We start from the raw sequence: 15873 nt of genomic DNA, 5'->3' as shown, positions 1-15873 counted from the left end.
CCCCCGCGGGCGGTTACGGGAGCCCGGCCGCCGCCCCGGTCCACGCCGCGTCCCACGACGCCGCCGTGCCGGCGCCCGGCTGGGGCAGCGTGGCCGCGGCCGCGCCGACGCTGGTCGACGAGCCGGCCGGCTGGAGCGCCACTGCGGCGGAGCCCGGGCTCCTGCAGCAGCCGGGCCCGGCCGGGGCCTCGTACGGGAGCGCGGGCCACGAGAGCCCGTACGGCGCGGGCGCGCCACAGGAGGGCACTGCCTGGGGAGCGGGGGACGGCCCGTACGCCTCCGGATCCGCCCCGGAGCAGGGGCACGTCGGCCGGCCGCGGGGCAGTGCCCCGGAGGGCTCCGGGCCGGCGCCGGGCGGCCCGTCCGGGCCCTCGGGCCCGCAGAACTGGGCGGACGGCGCCGAGACCCGCCACGACCGGCCCGACGGCAGCTCCGGCACGCCCCCGGAGGGGACGCCTTGGGGCTCCGCCGAAGCCGCGTACGAGACCCCGCCCCCGTCCGGCGGAGCGACCGGCGGGAAGACCTGCGTCGCCTGCCGGGCCGGCCACGTGGACACCGACGGGTACTGCGAGCACTGCGGGCACGCACAGCCCCGGGAGCGGGACCACCTCGAAGAGGAACTGGGGAGCGTCGCCGCCGTCAGCGACCGGGGGCTGCGCCACCACCGCAACGAGGACTCCTTCGCCGTGGCGGCCACCGCCCTGCCCGACGGATCCGCCGCCACCGTGGCCATCGTCTGCGACGGCGTCTCCTCCGCGAGCCGCCCCGACGAGGCCTCGGCCGCCGCGGCCGGCGCCGCCAACGAGGCACTGCTGGACGCGCTCCCCCGCGGTGCGCACCCCCAGGAGGCCATGCACGAGGCGATCCTGGCCGCCGCCGCAGCGGTGAACGCCCTGGCCCCGCAGACCCCGGGCGCACAGAACGCCCCCGCCTGCACCCTGGTGGGCGCCGTCGTCAGCGGTGGCCTGCTGACCATCGGCTGGGTGGGCGACAGCCGTGCCTACTGGGTGCCCGACGACCGCGCCGCGCTGCCCCGCCGCCTCACCGAGGACGACTCGTGGGCCGCTCAGATGGTCGCCGCCGGGCTGATGGGCGAGGCCGAGGCCTACGCGGACGTCCGCGCGCACGCCATCACCGGCTGGCTGGGGGCCGACGCGTACGAGCTCGAACCTCACACCGCGACCTTCAAGCCGGACCACCCCGGGGTGGTGGTGGTCTGCACCGACGGACTGTGGAACTACGCGGAGTCCGCGCGGGAGATGGCCCAGGTGCTGCCCGCGGACGCCGCGACCCGCCCGCTGCACAGCGCGCAGGTGCTGGTGGGGCACGCCCTCGACGGCGGCGGCCACGACAACGTCACTGTGGCCGTGGTGCCGTTCGCCACGGACCCCGAGGAGCAAAAGGGCCCCGGGGTGGAGCCGGGCCCGGCAGCACGACCGGAACCGGAAGCGCGCCCGCAGGTCTGACCCGCCTGCCCGAGCCCCTTAGGAGTCCCACCGATGGCGAATTTCGCCAAGCCGAGCGCCCCGCGCTTCAGCGTGGAGGTGTACCAGAACGAGTTCCTCCCCGAGGGCGGGCGTGACGTCCACGCCATCGTCACGGTCACCGCCACCGGCGGTGCCACCGCCACCCGGGCGGCTGCCGCCGACGGCACGGCCGCCGTCGTGATCATGGTCGACTGCTCGGGGTCCATGGAGTACCCGGCGGAGAAGATGCGGGGCGCCCGCGAGGCCACGGCGGCGGCCGTCGACACCCTGCGCGACGGCACCTCCTTCGCCGTGATCGCCGGTACGCACGTGGCCAAGGAGGTCTACCCGGGGCAGGGCCGCCTCGCCGTGGCCGACCCGGCCACCCGCGCCCAGGCCAAGGAGGCCCTGCGCGGGCTCAGTTCCGGCGGCGGCACCGCCATCGGCACCTGGCTGCGCCTCGCCGACGGCCTGCTGCGCAGCTCGACGGCCGTCATCCGGCACGGCATCCTGCTCACCGACGGCCGCAACGAGCACGAGGAGCCGGCCGTGCTCCGGGCCACCCTCGACGCCTGCGCGGGCCGCTTCACCTGCGACGCGCGCGGGGTGGGCACCGACTGGGAGGTCAAGGAGGTCACGGGCATCGCGAGCGCGCTGCTCGGCTCCGCCGACATCGTGGCCGACCCGGCGCACCTCACCGAGGACTTCACGCGCATGATGGAGAACGTCATGGGCAAGGAGGTCGCGGACGTCGCGCTGCGCCTGTGGACCCCGGTCGGCGCCGAGATCCAGTACGTGAAGCAGGTCGCGCCGACCGTCCAGGACCTGACCGACCGCCGCACCGCGGCGGGCCCGCGCGCCGGCGACTATCCCACCGGCTCGTGGGGCGACGAGTCCCGCGAGTACCACGTGTGCGTGCGCGTCCCGGGCGCGGCCGTCGGCCAGGAGATGCTCGCCGCCCGCACCACGCTCGTCCTGCCGGGAACGGCGGGCGGGTCCGAGACCGTTCTCGCCCAGGGCCTGGTGCGCGCGGTGTGGACGACCGATCTCGCCGCGTCCACCGCCATCAGCCCGCAGGTCGCCCACTACACCGGACAGGCGGAGCTGGCGCAGGCTATCCAACAGGGCCTGGAGGCCCGCAAACTGGGCGATGTCGATGGGGCCACGGCCAAACTGGGGCGCGCGGTACAACTGGCGAGTGCCTCCGGGAACGCCGACACAGCAAGACTGCTGTCGAAGGTGGTGGATGTCGTGGACGCCGTGGCGGGTACTGTGCGGCTGAAAGCGAAGGTCGCCGATGCCGACGAGATGACTCTCGAAACGCGATCGACGCAGACCGTCCGAGTGAAGAAGACCTGAGACCTGACGTGAAGACGCAGGGAGAAGAAGGGGGAAGCGCCGCCATGCCGACCTGCCCGAACGGGCACCAGTCCGCCTCCGACGACTGGTGCGAGGTCTGCGGCCACCGCATGGGTGCCTCGGACGGCCCCCCCGCGGTGCCCTCCTACGGCTACGGTTTCCCCCCGACCGCCGGTGAGCCGACCGCCCAGGCCGAGCTCTGCCCGCAGTGCCGCACCCCGCGCGAGGCCATGGCCCCGTTCTGCGAGGAGTGCCGGTACAACTTCCTGACCCGTACGGCGACCTCGTACGCGCCGCCGGCGCCGGACCCCGGCCCGCAGCCGACCGGTGCGGGTGCCGTTCCCGGCCCCGGCCCCGGTGGCACGCCTCCGCCGCCCGTGCCCGCTCCTGGGAACTACTCCCAGGACCACTTCGAGTACCAGGGCTCGCGGCCGTCCCGGGTCAACCGGCCGGCCGAGCCGCTGCAGCGCGAGGACGACTGGCTGCTGCCGCCGCCCGCGCACGAGCAGCCGCACGAGTACCAGCAGCCCGCGCAGCCCCAGTACCAGCAGCAGCCCCCGCCGCAACAGCGGGAGTACCAGCAGGAGTACCAGCAGCAGCCTCCGCCGCAGCAGCAGTACCAGCAGCAGCCTCCGCCGCAGCAGCACCAGCCGTACCCGCCCCAGGGCGGCGCCTGGTCCGCGACGATCGGCCCCGACCGCTCGTACTTCATGGCGATGATGCAGCGCAGCGGCCCCGAGGCGGCCGGGCTCAACCTGCCCGCCTACTCCCCGGAGCAGCACCTTCCGCTCGCCGGCGGCCAGATCACCATCGGCCGCCGCCGCGCCTCCACGGGCGAGTCCCCCGACATCGACCTGTCGGTGCCCCCGGAGGACCCGGGCGTCTCCCACCAGCACGCGGTCCTCGTCCAGCAGCCCGACCTCAGCTGGGCGGTGGTGGACCAGAACTCCACCAACGGCACCACCATCAACGGCGGCGAGGAGCCGATCCAGCCCTACGTCCCGGTCCCGCTGACCGACGGTGACCGCGTCCACGTGGGCGCCTGGACCACGATCACCATCCGCCGCGGCTGATCACGCCTCCCCCAGGGGCCACACGTAGGGCCCCTGGGGATCGTCGAGCCACGACCACTGGCCCTCCGCGCTGACCGAGACCCCGAAGCGCTCGCGGGCCGGGCGCCCCTCGCTGCGCCACAGGTCCAGGGCCTCGCGGGGGTGCAGTACGCCCGCGGTCAGCACGAGCATGAACTGGAACCGCTCGTTCTCCACCAGTTCGTACGGGAGCCCGTACGCCGCCCCGGTCGGGTCGGGCGGCTCCGCCGCCGTGGCCCCGCGCAGCGGGACGAAGTACGCCGCGGTGTGCAGGAAGCGGCCTTCCGCGAAGTCGGCGTCCCGCACCGTGAGCGCGATCAGTCCGGTCGACAGCGGGGCCAGGATCCGCGCCCCGGGCCGGCACTGCCCCAGCCAGGCGTGCGGGATCAGCGGCAGGGTGCAGGTCACCATGATCCGGTCGAACGGGGCCCGGGAGGGGCAGCCGCGCGCGCCGTCGCCGGTGACCACGGCCGGATGGTAGCCGAGCTGGGCCAGGTGCGCCCGTGCGGACTCGGTGATCTCCTCGTCCAGGTCCACGGTGGTGACGTGCTCCTCGCCGAGCCGGTGACAGAGCAGGGCCGCGTTGTAGCCGGTGCCCGCGCCGATCTCCAGGACGTCGTCGCCGTCGTGCACGTCGAGGGCGTGCAGCATCTTCGCCATCAGGGAGGGCTGGCTGCTGGAGGAGACCAGCCGGCCGTCGCGCAGCCGGGTCGCCAGCGGGGTGTCGACGTAGACCCCGCGCAGCCAGCGGGCCCGGCGTTCGGGATCGGGATCCTCCGCCCAGAGCCGCTCGTGGCCGGCGCCGCGGCCGGTCCAGAAGTAGGGGACGAAGAGGTGCCGGGGCACGGCGGCGAACGCCGACCGCCAGTGCGGATCCTCCAGCACCCCGGCCGCGGTCAGCTCCCGCACCTGGGCGGCGTGCGCGGTCTCCCGCAGATCGCGCGTCTCGGTGCGTGCGGTGTGTGCGCCCATGCCTCCACTGTCCTGCGCAGGGCCTCCACGTGCGAACGCGCGGCCCCGGCCGGCCCCCGTGAGGAGTCCTAGGCCCCCGGTCCTCCGTCCGGGTGTCTGAGACGATGGTCGGGTGAATGAGATTCCGCGGGGCACGGTGCAGGAGCAGACCTTTTACGAGCAGGTGGGCGGCGAGGACACCTTCCGCCGCCTCGTCCGGCGCTTCTACCAGGGGGTCGCGGAAGACCCGCTGCTGCGCCCGATGTACCCGGAGGGGGACCTGGGCCCCGCCGAGGAGCGGTTCGCGCTGTTCCTGATGCAGTACTGGGGCGGGCCGACCACCTACAGCCAGCACCGCGGGCACCCGCGCCTGCGGATGCGGCACGCGCCGTTCCAGGTGGACGCGGCGGCGCACGACGCCTGGCTCCGGCACATGAGGGTCGCGGTGGACGAGCTGGGCCTGGCGCCGGAGCACGAGGCGCAGCTGTGGAAGTACCTGACGTACGCCGCCGCGTCGATGATCAATACGGCGGGTTAGGCAGGGGCCCGTCCTGCGGATCAGACCGGACGGACCGTGAGGGCGCCCAGGCCGCCGGTGACGCCGGGGCGGCGGGTTGCGACGGAGCCGTACGGGGTGCGCAGCCGCAGCCAGCTTCCGGCGGCGAGCAGCGCCACGGAGTCGGGGGCGGCGGACGCGGGGGCGCCAGAGGCGGGAGCGGAGGAGGCGAGGGCGCCAGAGGCGGGAGCGGAGGAGGCGGGCACGGCAGCCCGTACCGGCCGCAGGAAGCCAAGGGACTGCGCGGCGTGCACGGCACGCAGCGGGAGTTCGGTGTCGCCCAGGGTGCGGGACCAGATCTCGCGGCCGATGCGGTCGCGCTCGGACCGGGTCCGGTGCTGCGCGGGCAGAGCCTCGTCGCGGGCGCGGAACTCGGCGACGGCGGCCGCGACGGCCTCTCCCATCGCCCGGGGGCCGGGCAGCCCCGGAAGCTGCCGCCAGCCGCCGCGGGGCGGGAGCACCCCGGTCCAGGGCGGTCCGGTGACCGGCCCGGGCACGGTGGCCGCGGCCGAGGCCTCGTCGACGGACTCCAGGAGCTCGCCGGCGGACACGGTCAGGTCGAGCGGCGCGGCGACGGGCGCGGCGAGCCGCACGGTACGGATGGCCAGGACCTCGAAGGACGGCGGCCGCCCGAAGACGCCGACCGCGCCGCCGAGCGCCTGGAGGCGGACGGCGGCGGCGCGGTCGTAGTGCACCAGCCGGCCCAGGAAGGCGGCGAGGTCCGCCGCCTCCCCGGAATCGGCGAAGCGCAGCTGCTCGTTCATGCCGCGAGGCGTCCTTCCCGGCCGCGGGAAGCGGACGCGGACGCGGTCACGGGCTCGTCGAGGTACTCCTCCAGGAAGCGCCTCTCCTCGGCCGTGATGCGGCGGGGCCGCCCCGCGGCGAGGTCGTAGGGCACGACCACGGTCTCGGCTCGCACGTAGACCGTCTCGGGCGCGTCCGCGGTCGCCTCGTCCTTGACCTCGTAGCGGATGGTCAGGGACGCGGCGCCTATCCGGGTCACCCAGGACTCGATGAGAACCGGCTCGTGACGGTGCACGAGGGGCAGCTTGTAGTCGATCTCGTGGCGGGCCACGACGGAGCCGCCCGTGAAGGATTCGCTGCCCTCCCCCGGCGCGAGGCGGAACATGAAGTCGATCCGCGCCTCCTCCAGATAGCGGAGGAAGACGACGTTGTTGACGTGCCCGAAGGCATCCATGTCCGCCCAGCGCAGGGGGCACCGGTAGTGGTGTCTGGCCATGACGGCTACCTCAGCCTCGGGTGAGCTTCTTGTAGGTGGCGCGGTGCGGGCGGGTGGCGTCCGCGCCGAGACGCTCGACCTTGTTCTTCTCGTACGACTCGAAGTTGCCCTCGAACCAGTACCACTTGGACTCGCCCTCGTACGCCAGGATGTGCGTGGCGACCCGGTCGAGGAACCAGCGGTCGTGGGAGATGACCACGGCCGCGCCGGGGAACTCGAGGAGCGCGTTCTCGAGCGAGGACAGGGTCTCGACGTCGAGGTCGTTGGTGGGCTCGTCGAGGAGCAGCAGGTTGCCGCCCTCCTTGAGCGTCAGCGCCAGGTTGAGTCGGTTGCGCTCACCACCGGAAAGGACGCCGGCCGGCTTCTGCTGGTCCGGGCCCTTGAAGCCGAAGGCGCTGACGTACGCGCGGGACGGCATCTCGACCTGGCCGACGTTGATGTAGTCCAGCTCGTCCGACACGACCGCCCAGAGGGTCTTCTTGGGGTCGATGTTGGCGCGGGACTGGTCGACGTACGAGATCTTGACGGTCTCGCCGATCTTGACGGAGCCGGAGTCCGGCGCCTCCAGACCCTGGATCATCTTGAAGAGCGTGGTCTTGCCGGCGCCGTTGGGGCCGATGATGCCCACGATGCCGTTGCGCGGCAGGGTGAAGGACAGGTCGTCGATCAGCACCTTGTCGCCGAAGGCCTTGGAGAGGTTGTTGACCTCGACGACGATGGAACCGAGGCGCGGGCCCGGCGGGATCTGGATCTCCTCGAAGTCCAGCTTCCGCATCTTGTCCGCCTCGGCCGCCATCTCCTCGTAGCGGGCCAGACGGGCCTTGGACTTGGTCTGACGCCCCTTGGCGTTGGACCGCACCCACTCCAGCTCTTCCTTGAGGCGCTTCTGGCGCTTCTCGTCCTTGCGGCCCTCGACCTTGAGACGGGTGGCCTTCTTCTCCAGGTACGTGGAGTAGTTGCCCTCGTACGGGTGCGCGCGCCCGCGGTCGAGCTCGAGGATCCACTCGGCGACGTTGTTCAGGAAGTAGCGGTCGTGGGTCACGGCCACGACGGCGCCCTTGTACTGGGAGAGGTGCTGCTCCAGCCAGTTCACCGACTCGGCGTCGAGGTGGTTGGTGGGCTCGTCGAGGAGGAGCAGGTCCGGGGCCTCGATCAGCAGCTTGCAGAGCGCGACGCGGCGCTTCTCGCCACCGGAGAGGTTGGTGACGGGCCAGTCGCCGGGCGGGCAGCCCAGGGCGTCCATGGCCTGCTCCAGCTGGGCGTCGAGGTCCCAGGCGTTGGCGTGGTCCAGGTCCTCCTGGAGCTTGCCCATCTCGTCCATGAGCGCGTCGGTGTAGTCGGTCGCCATCAGCTCGGCGACCTCGTTGAAGCGCTTGAGCTTGCCCATGACATCGGCGGCGCCGTCCTGGACGTTCTCCAGAACGGTCTTCGACTCGTCGAGCTTGGGCTCCTGCATCAGGATGCCGACGGTGAAGCCGGGCGTGATGAAGGCATCGCCGTTGGACGGCTGCTCCAGGCCCGCCATGATCTTCAGAACGGTGGACTTACCGGCGCCGTTCGGGCCGACCACACCGATCTTCGCGCCGGGCAGGAAGTTCAGGGTGACGTCATCAAGAATCACCTTGTCGCCGTGCGCCTTGCGCGTCTTGCGCATGGTGTAGATGAACTCAGCCAAGAGAAACCGTCCGGCAGATCGATGGTGGGCAGATACACCCCATCTTGCCAGGCGTCCATACCTCGGGGGAAACGCGTATGGTCCGGGCCCCTGAGCCGGGGCGCGCCCCGGGGGCGGGTCTCACGCTCTGGTCACCGCTGGTCGTCATGGGTAGCCGCTGGAGGCTTCGCGCCGTCGGTGTCGACCGCTCCTCGGCCGCGGCGGGGTGCTGTGCCAGCGCTCTCCGCAAGCGACTGCATCGTTTGGCCTACTGTGTTTTCGGCCCTGCGGAGGACGATCTTGCGGCACCGCCGCGAGAGGGTTGATCCGTGCGAACAACCATCGGATACACCATCGAAAGCATCGGCTACGTCGTAGGAGCCCAGGGGCTGGTCAGCTTCGCTTCGCAGACCTTCTTCGGCACGGAGTGGGGCTGGATGCACAAGGTCGTCGACCTCCCGTCCACCGCTTACCTCGGCGTCCTCGTCGTGGGGCTGGCGCTCATCGTCGGCGGGGTCAAGACGCGGAAGGCGCCCGAGCGCCAGGAGACCGCCTGACCGGCGGGGCCTTTCAGCCTGGTCGTAGGTTCTGCACGGCGAGGTGAATCCCTCGCGCCCCGGTCGCGCCGGTCGCCCTGGATCGCCCTGGATCGTCGTCGGTCGTCCTCGGTCTTCCTCGGTGGACTTTGCGACGAATCCCGGGCGGGCGCGCGGTGGCTTTCCCCCGAAGCTGGGGCCGTGCCGTAGCGGGCTCGGGCGGCTCCTGGGGAGGATGCACGTCGTGACCGCTGACCAGGGCCTCGTCCCCCTCCGCTCGAAGCACTCGACGCCCGTGGTGTTCGGTGCGGGAGCGGCCATCGGCGTTCTGGGCGGCATGATCGGGCTGGGCGGCGCGGAGTTCCGCCTGCCCCTGCTGATCGGCCTCTTCGGATTCGCCGCGCTCTCGGCCGTCATCCTGAACAAGGCCATGAGCCTGGTCGTGGTCCTGGTCGCGCTGCCCGCCCGGCTGGCGGCGGTCCCGGCCGCCGAGGTGGCCGCGCGCTGGCCGGTCGCGGTCAACCTGCTGGCCGGCAGCCTGCTGGGGGCCTGGGCCGGGGCATCCTGGGCGGTGCGCATGCGATCCGCCACCCTCTACAAGGTGCTGGCCGCCCTGATGGTGCTCATGGCCGCCGCGCTGCTGCTCACGCACGCCACCACCCTGGACACGCTCGCGCTGCCGCTGTGGGCGCAGGTGCCCTGCGGGGTCGTGGCCGGGTTCGGCATCGGGGTGGTCGCGGCGATCATGGGCGTGGCCGGAGGTGAGCTGCTGATCCCGACGATCGTGCTGCTGTTCGGGGTCGGCATCAAGACCGCCGGAAGCCTCTCGCTGCTGGTGTCCCTGCCGACGATGCTCGTGGCCTTCGCCCGCTACAGCCGTGACGGCAGTTTCGCGGTGCTCGGCGCGAACCTCCGCTTCACCCTGGTCATGGCCGCGGGCTCCGTCGCCGGTGCGGTGCTGGGCGGGCTGCTCCTCGGCGGGTTCCCGGACCTGGTGCTCATCCCCGTGCTGGCCCTGATCCTCCTCGTCTCCGCGGCCGAACTCGCCCGCCACGGCTGACCCGCCGAGATCATTGAGGTGTCGCGGGGCAGGATGCCCCCGACATGAGGGCATCGGCCGGCCAGGGGGTTCAGTGGGAAGCGCACTCATCGGGTTAGCGGTCGCGGTGGTGGGCGTCACGGGCACGCTCATAGCGTCGGTCCTGTCGCAACGCCTGACGGCCCGCGTGCAGGCGGAGCAGTTCGCGCGCCAGGAGCGGTTGGCCGCCGCCGAGTGGCGGCGCGAGCGGCAGATCGTCGAGCTGGAACAGCGGCGCCAGTGCTACGTGACGGCCAATGCCGGCTACCGCCGCTACCGCGTGGAGCTCATGAACTACCTGTGGCTCGTCCACAAGGGAGGGGTCACGCCCCAGGGACGGGCGGACCTGGAGGATGCCCGGCACGCCATGCACGCCGCATTCGCGGAGGCGCAGATGATTGCGTCGGACCCGGTGCTGGCCGAGCTGGACGCCATGACCATGACCCTCTCCCGCGCCTACAGCCGGACCATGCGCCTGGAGGAGGGCAACCCGCGGCCCGGGCAGTCGTTCGAGGAGATACACGCCGCCTTGGCGGGTGTCGGGGACCAGTGGCAGGCCATGCGCGGCGCCATGCGGGCGGACCTGGGGGTGGGTCCGGCGCCGGACGGCCCGCCGGAGGTCGGCCCGTGAGCGGGATCAGCGGGGGCGGTAGACGGTGAGGGCGTCGGGAAGTTCGTCGAGGACGAGGGCGGGTGGGGCTTCGGCGTATTCGCCGTCGTAGGCGAGCGGGGTGCCCTTCGGGACGTCGCCGATGCGCAGGCTGCGCAGGCGGGTGGCGGTGTGGACCGGGGAGCGGCTCAGGGGGCCCGCGAGGGCGGCGGCCAGGAGCCGGGGGCCGGGGCGTCCGCCGCCGTAGACGATCCGCAGGTCGAGCAGGCCCTCGCCGAGGCTGTCGCGGCGTCGGGGGGTGGGGCCGGTGCCGTGGTAGGTGCCGTTGCCGGCGAACAGCAGCCACACGCTCCGGGGCCGCCCGGCCAGCTGCAGCCGCACGGGCCGCTGGGCGCGCAGCACCCGCCAGGCCGCCAGCAGCGCGGCCGGGCCGCCGCCGATGCGCGGGCCCCAGCGCAGCCGGTGGCCCAGCAGCTCCGGGTAGGCGCCGATGCTGAAGTTGTTCAGGAAGTACCCGGGCTCCGCGGCCGGAGCATTCCCGGGGCCCGGGGAGAAGCGGCCCACTCCGACGCGGACGGCGTGCCCGTCGGCCAGGGCGCGGCAGGTGTCCTCACTGCCGCCGAGGCCGAGGTCCATCGCGAAGTGGTTGAGGGTGCCGCCGGGGAACACGGCCAGCGGCACCCCGGCGCGCAGGGCGGCGGTGGCGGCGGCGTTGACCGTGCCGTCCCCGCCGCAGACCCCGAGCACGGTGGCCCGCTCGGCCGCCGCCGCCAGGGCGGGGACCAGCTCGGCACCCTCGCACTCGATCACCTCGGCTTCGGGGAGCCGGGTGCGCAGGTCGAGCGCCGCGGCCGCGGCCGTCCCCGACCCGCTGTTGACGACCACGGTCAGCCCGGCCCCGTCGGGCAGCGCGGGCGCCCCGGCGGCCGGCCGCTCGTCACCCGGCACGACCCGGGCCTCCTGCACGTCCCGTGCGAGGCGGCGTACGACTGCGGCCGCGGCCACCCCCAGCGCCGCGCCCGCCAGTACGTCGGAGGGGTAGTGCACGCCGGTGTAGACGCGGGAGAACGCCACGGACGCGGCCACCGGAGCCACCGCCGCCGCCCAGCCCGGGGACTCCAGCGCCAGCCCGGCGGTGAAGGCGAAGGCCGAGGCCGAATGCCCGGACGGGAACGAGGTGGTCTGCGGCTGCGTCGCCAGCTGCCGCACCGCGGGCACCCCGTGCAGCAGCGGCCGCGGCCGGCGTACGGACCACTTGCCGACGGTGTTGATGGTCGCGGAGGCCAGCGCGAGCGAGGCGACCGCGCGCCCGGCCGCCTTGCGGCCCCGGGTCGAGCCGAAGACGGTGATCGCCGCGGCGGTACCGCCCCACAGCACGCCGTGGTTCGCGGCCCGCCCGAGCCGGGGCAGCACCCGGTCGGCCCCCGGCCAGTGCCTCCTGGCCACCACGTCGAACAGCAGCCGGTCCCATCGCGCGACGGCACCCTGCCAGGTCAGTTGCTGATCAGCCATTTCCTGCCCCTACCCGGGGCGGCGGATCCGAACCTGCCCCGGCGGCCACCCGGCCCAACGGATCCACCGCACCCGCCCGGGAGCGTGCTGCAGCGCCCGAGAGGGCTACGCCTCGTCCTCCTCGTCCAGCGGGCGCTTGCGCAGCAGCAGGACCACCAGGCCGCCGAGGACCACCAGGCCCACCGCCAGGGAGGCGATGACCGGGGTGGCGGCCGAGCTGCCGCTCGTCGCCAGCCGCTCCTCGTCCGGGGAGGTCATCGGGACGGCCGCCGACTGGGCGCCCAGCGCGACCGCCTCCGAGCCGGAGGCCGTGCCCGCCTCGGCCACGGGGGCCGGCGGCCACAGCGCGGTGGCCGTCGCGGCGGCCACCGACTCGCTGGAGCCCGCCACGACCTGCGTCTGCGCCGGCACCCCGCTGGTGAAGACCCGCCCGACCGGCACCTTGGTCGCCCCGTGGACGGTGATCGAGGCCGTCCCGTCGGGGGTGCCCGCGGGCACCTCGAAGTACAGCCGGCTCCCGTTGGCGGCGGTGTCCACGGGCTGCCCCTCGGCGTCCACCACGCGCACCCCCATCGCGACGGCCGCCGCGTCCGGTACGACCGACACGCTCCGCGCCCCGGTCCGCACGGTCACCGGGCCGAGCCGGGTGCCGACCGGCCCTGACACCTCGCCCGGGTCCAGTCCCAGCGAGGCCGGCGGCTCCGGCAGCTGCCCGGCCGCCCGCTGCAGGTAGTCGGCCAGCTTCTCCGCCGCCGGGTCGGCCGCCTCGACGTGCACCCCGTCCGCCAGCCGCCAGATCGCCACCTGGGTCCCGGCCGCCGCGCTCTCCGCGGTGAGCGCCCCGGCCCCGGCCGCCTTGGCGAGCCCGGCCAGATCGTTCAGCTGGGGGTAGGAGTGCTCCAGGACCCAGCGGATCCGGCCCGCCTCCCGGTTGCCGGCGAGCAGGCTGCCGCCCCAGCCGCTCTCGGTGTACCGCGCCTGCGGCTGGGCGTTGCCCGACACGCCGACCCCGTACGTCTGGAGCATGCCGCCGCCGTCGACCCGCATCTCGTAGAGCCCGGCCGGGATCTGCCGAACCGATCCGTCCCCGGAGCGCAGGACCGCCTGCCCGTACGTCTTGAGCCCGTCCAGGACGGCGCTCGCGCCCTCCGGCGCCCGGGCCGCCGGGTCGGAGTCGGCGGCGGCCCGGGCGCCGGGCGCGGCGGCGAGGGCCGCGGCCAGCAGGGCCACCGCCAGCGGCCGACGCGCGGAGCCCCGTACCGCAGCGGGAGGTTCGAGAGGAGCAGGCACAGCAGTGGAGCGAGGAACCGGGCCGGCGGCGGGACGAGGCGCGGAGCCAGGAGCGGGATCAGGAGCGGAGGATGCGGGAACGGCAATCGACACAGTCTTCCCCTTCGGGCCAAAGACCCAGGTGCCCGTGAGTACCGGGGAATCCTAACCGTCTCGAACACTCAGACCACCGCCGCCTTCTGAGTGGCCATCAGCGGCGTGTCCGTCCGCACCACGCGCCGGAAGGCCGCCGTCCCGCGGTTCAGGTCGTGGCCGATGGAGGAAGCGTCGATCTCCGCGGAGACCCACCGCTTGCCGTCCCCGTCGGGCGGGTCCTCCCGTACGCGCAGCCGTCCGTGCACCACCAGCGGTTCGCCGACCGATACGGAACCGGCGAGATTGACGGCGAGCGCCCGCCGCGCCCACACCGTGTAGAAGCTGGTGGCCCCGTCCGTCCAGGCGTCCTTGCGCCGGTCGAAGTACCTCGGCGTCACCGCGAACCGGAACCGCGCCGACGGACCGTTCACCGTTTCCTTGTAGTCGATCTGCGTGGCCACGCAGCCCACCAGCGTCACCTGGGTGTCGTTCATCCCGGCCGCCCTCCCCCGTCGTCCGTGCCCGTCCGGACCATCCGTACGAGCTACGAGCCATGCTGGGGCAGGCCGCCGATCCCCGCTCCGGCCTGTGGATTACTGGCGGGTTGTGGACAACCTGCTCCCCCCTGCGGCCACCGTGGCGTACTGCTCACGCACCTCCCGGTAGCGCAGCAGCTCCGCCGCCACCGGTTCCAGCACCCGGGCCCGCCCGCACCCGGCCGCCGCCTGCCGCAGCCTGTGCTCCGCGTCCTGCCCGTACCGGCGCGCCGGGCCCCGGGCCGCGATCGAGCAGGCCCATTCCACGAGGGGCCCGCCGATGATGCCCGCCACCATCAGCAGCACCGGGGGCAGCAGTCTGGGCTCCAGGATCCCGGCGATCTGCCCGACCAGCCACAGCCCGCCGTAGATCTGCACGAGCGTCATGGCCGCCTGCGCCAGCACGGCCGCCGGCCACCACGTGGGACGCGGCGGTTTGACGCTGGGCACCGCGACCGCCGCGCCCAGCGTCACCGCGATCTCGTCCAGCGCCTCCGGGAGCCGGTCGGCGCCGCGCACGGCGGTCTCCCGGACCGCCTGCGCCCACGGCTCGGGCAGGCCGGCCACCGCCTCGTCGGCGACCACCCGTACGGCCTGCTCCACCCGCTGACGGGCGGTCACCTCCTCCTCGACCGGCGCCGGCGCGGCCGTCGTGCCCCGCCCGCCGATCGCCGCCAGCGCGGCCAGACCCGCCAGGGAGCGCGGCGCGCGCCGGCTCTCGTACCACCGCCACAGCCGCAGCCAGGGCGTCCCGCACGCCTTGCCGGCGTTGCGCCGCCAGGCGCGCTCGGCTGCGAGACCGGCCGCGTACGCCCCGACCGCCTCGGCGAGGCGGTCCTCGAACTCGGCGCGCGCCGCCTCGCCGATCTCCGGTCCCGCGTGTCCGTCGGCGACGTAGAGCGGCCGCAGGCGCCCGGCGGCGCGGTCGACGTCGGCGGAGATCCGCCGGGTGGCGGCGCCCTTCTCCTGGGTGAACTGTCCGAGGAGTTCGCGCAGTTCCCCGACACCCTCACCGGTCAGCGCGGACAGCCCGAGGACCGTGGCGCCGGGCTCGCCGTGCTCGCCGAGCGCGATGCCGTCGTCGTCGAGGAGCCGGCGCAGGTCGTCCAGTACGAGGTCGGCGGCTTCGCCGGGGAGCCGGTCCACCTGGTTCAGCACGACGAAGGTCACCTCCGCGTGCCCGGCCAGGGGCCGCAGGTACCGCTCGTGCAGCACCGCGTCCGCGTACTTCTCCGGGTCCACCACCCACACCACGGCGTCGACCAGCGCCAGGACGCGGTCCACGTGGTCCCGGTGCGCGCCGACCGCCGAGTCCAGGTCGGGCAGGTCGACGAGGACCATCCCGCGCAGGGCCTCCGCCTCCGAGGTCTCGCGGGGCCGGCGGCGCAGCCGTCCCGGGATCTCCAGGCGGTCCAGCAGTCCGGCGGCCCCGTCCGACCAACTGCACGCGATGGGCGCCGCGGTGGTCGGGCGGCGCAGCCCGGTCTCGGAGATCTGCACCCCGGCGAGTGAATTGAAAAGTGTGGACTTGCCGCTTCCGGTGGCTCCGGCGATCGCGACGACCGTGTGCTGCGGGGAGAGTCCGCGGCGCGCCGCCGCCTCGTCGAGGACCCGCCCGGCCTCGGCGAGGGTCTTGCCGTCGAGCCTGGTCCGGGACAGGCCGACGAGCTGGCGCAGCGCGTCGAGCCGCAGGCGCAGGGCCTGTGCCTCGGGGCTGAGCGGGGGTGCGTGCGACTTGCCGCCGTCGCTGCCCGCGCCGGAGACGGCCCGGACGAGCGCCTCGTCGCCGATGTCGTCCTCGTCGGTCCCGTCGGTCCCGTCGGTCCCGTCGTCGATCCCGCCGGCGGCCCGGGGCCGCGAGCGCGCGATGAGTCCGTCGTCCCAGCGGTCGTCGGTCCGGTCGGTCAGGGCGGTCACCG

The 15873-nt window shown here is 74.0% G+C and carries 15 protein-coding genes; 7 read left to right on the top strand and 8 right to left on the bottom strand.

The genetic code is table 11. From position 1 onward, the window contains the following. The 3 genes from PV721_RS18590 to PV721_RS18580 all read left to right on the top strand — a co-directional run. A partial coding sequence (locus tag PV721_RS18590; protein WP_416371129.1) for a protein phosphatase 2C domain-containing protein occupies window positions 1-1466 on the top strand: 1466 nt, incomplete at its 5' end. Window positions 1467-1499: 33 nt separating this feature from the next. Further along, window positions 1500-2825, top strand: a complete 1326-nt coding sequence (locus tag PV721_RS18585; RefSeq protein WP_319725625.1) for a VWA domain-containing protein — start codon at window positions 1500-1502, stop codon at window positions 2823-2825. A gap of 44 nt (window positions 2826-2869) precedes the next feature. After that, the gene (locus tag PV721_RS18580; protein WP_319725623.1) at window positions 2870-3898 is read left to right on the top strand and encodes an FHA domain-containing protein; all 1029 of its coding nucleotides are present in this window, start codon (window positions 2870-2872) and stop codon (window positions 3896-3898) included. On the opposite strand, the gene PV721_RS18575 is transcribed toward PV721_RS18580, so the two are convergent. Continuing rightward, complete coding sequence (locus PV721_RS18575; RefSeq protein ID WP_319725622.1) at window positions 3899-4888, bottom strand: methyltransferase domain-containing protein; 990 nt, start codon at window positions 4886-4888, stop codon at window positions 3899-3901. It abuts the gene before it with no gap. 112 nt (window positions 4889-5000) lie between these two features. On the opposite strand from PV721_RS18575, the gene PV721_RS18570 reads away from it, so the two are divergent. Continuing rightward, window positions 5001-5405 carry a globin gene (locus PV721_RS18570; protein WP_319725620.1) on the top strand — a complete coding sequence of 135 codons (405 nt, stop codon included), beginning with the start codon at window positions 5001-5003 and terminating at the stop codon, window positions 5403-5405. Between the two features lie 20 nt (window positions 5406-5425). Here PV721_RS18570 and PV721_RS18565 read toward each other — a convergent pair whose 3' ends face one another. Genes PV721_RS18565 through ettA form a run of 3 tightly spaced genes read right to left on the bottom strand, consistent with a single transcriptional unit; the run spans window position 5426 to window position 8338 of the window. Then, window positions 5426-6187: a hypothetical protein gene (locus tag PV721_RS18565; RefSeq protein ID WP_319725616.1), complete on the bottom strand. Its 762-nt coding sequence runs from the start codon at window positions 6185-6187 to the stop codon at window positions 5426-5428. Next, window positions 6184-6663, bottom strand: a complete 480-nt coding sequence (locus tag PV721_RS18560; RefSeq protein WP_319725614.1) for a thioesterase family protein — start codon at window positions 6661-6663, stop codon at window positions 6184-6186. Before PV721_RS18560 ends, PV721_RS18565 begins: the two co-directional genes overlap by 4 nt. A gap of 10 nt (window positions 6664-6673) precedes the next feature. Beyond that, window positions 6674-8338: an energy-dependent translational throttle protein EttA gene (gene ettA, locus PV721_RS18555; RefSeq protein WP_319725611.1), complete on the bottom strand. Its 1665-nt coding sequence runs from the start codon at window positions 8336-8338 to the stop codon at window positions 6674-6676. A 308-nt stretch (window positions 8339-8646) separates the two neighbouring features. On the opposite strand from ettA, the gene PV721_RS18550 reads away from it, so the two are divergent. From PV721_RS18550 to PV721_RS18540, 3 genes are all read left to right on the top strand, one after another. Continuing rightward, window positions 8647-8874 carry a hypothetical protein gene (locus PV721_RS18550; RefSeq protein ID WP_319725607.1) on the top strand — a complete coding sequence of 76 codons (228 nt, stop codon included), beginning with the start codon at window positions 8647-8649 and terminating at the stop codon, window positions 8872-8874. Window positions 8875-9097: 223 nt separating this feature from the next. Next, window positions 9098-9913 carry a sulfite exporter TauE/SafE family protein gene (locus PV721_RS18545; RefSeq protein WP_319725604.1) on the top strand — a complete coding sequence of 272 codons (816 nt, stop codon included), beginning with the start codon at window positions 9098-9100 and terminating at the stop codon, window positions 9911-9913. Window positions 9914-9986: 73 nt separating this feature from the next. Next, a complete protein-coding gene (locus PV721_RS18540) occupies window positions 9987-10562 on the top strand; it encodes a hypothetical protein (RefSeq protein ID WP_319725602.1) in 576 nt (191 codons plus the stop codon). Window positions 10563-10568: 6 nt separating this feature from the next. On the opposite strand, the gene PV721_RS18535 is transcribed toward PV721_RS18540, so the two are convergent. The 4 genes from PV721_RS18535 to PV721_RS18520 form a co-directional block, all read right to left on the bottom strand. Next, a complete protein-coding gene (locus PV721_RS18535; protein ID WP_319725600.1) occupies window positions 10569-12053 on the bottom strand; it encodes a bifunctional phosphatase PAP2/diacylglycerol kinase family protein in 1485 nt (494 codons plus the stop codon). Window positions 12054-12158: 105 nt separating this feature from the next. Continuing rightward, complete coding sequence (locus PV721_RS18530) at window positions 12159-13343, bottom strand: thioester domain-containing protein (RefSeq protein WP_319725598.1); 1185 nt, start codon at window positions 13341-13343, stop codon at window positions 12159-12161. Between the two features lie 161 nt (window positions 13344-13504). After that, window positions 13505-13912 carry a single-stranded DNA-binding protein gene (locus PV721_RS18525; protein ID WP_319725596.1) on the bottom strand — a complete coding sequence of 136 codons (408 nt, stop codon included), beginning with the start codon at window positions 13910-13912 and terminating at the stop codon, window positions 13505-13507. A 99-nt stretch (window positions 13913-14011) separates the two neighbouring features. After that, complete coding sequence (locus tag PV721_RS18520; protein WP_319725593.1) at window positions 14012-15871, bottom strand: GTPase; 1860 nt, start codon at window positions 15869-15871, stop codon at window positions 14012-14014. Between the last annotated feature and the right edge of the window lie 2 nt (window positions 15872-15873).

The organism is Streptomyces sp. MB09-01 (assembly GCF_033794505.1).
Taxonomy (GTDB): Bacteria; Actinomycetota; Actinomycetes; order Streptomycetales; family Streptomycetaceae; genus Streptomyces.
Note: the sequence above shows the minus strand (reverse complement) of the source record. Positions and strands in the feature narration are given on the sequence as shown.

What these genes read in the sequence shown, in the direction of transcription:
- PV721_RS18535 (WP_319725600.1), bottom strand. Translation starts at nt 12,053, where the DNA reads ATGGCTGATCAGCAACTGACCTGGCAGGGTGCCGTCGCGCGATGGGAC.
- PV721_RS18525 (WP_319725596.1), bottom strand. Translation starts at nt 13,912, where the DNA reads ATGAACGACACCCAGGTGACGCTGGTGGGCTGCGTGGCCACGCAGATC.
- PV721_RS18565 (WP_319725616.1), bottom strand. Translation starts at nt 6,187, where the DNA reads ATGAACGAGCAGCTGCGCTTCGCCGATTCCGGGGAGGCGGCGGACCTC.
- PV721_RS18580 (WP_319725623.1), top strand. Translation starts at nt 2,870, where the DNA reads ATGCCGACCTGCCCGAACGGGCACCAGTCCGCCTCCGACGACTGGTGC.
- PV721_RS18575 (WP_319725622.1), bottom strand. Translation starts at nt 4,888, where the DNA reads ATGGGCGCACACACCGCACGCACCGAGACGCGCGATCTGCGGGAGACC.
- PV721_RS18560 (WP_319725614.1), bottom strand. Translation starts at nt 6,663, where the DNA reads ATGGCCAGACACCACTACCGGTGCCCCCTGCGCTGGGCGGACATGGAT.
- PV721_RS18585 (WP_319725625.1), top strand. Translation starts at nt 1,500, where the DNA reads ATGGCGAATTTCGCCAAGCCGAGCGCCCCGCGCTTCAGCGTGGAGGTG.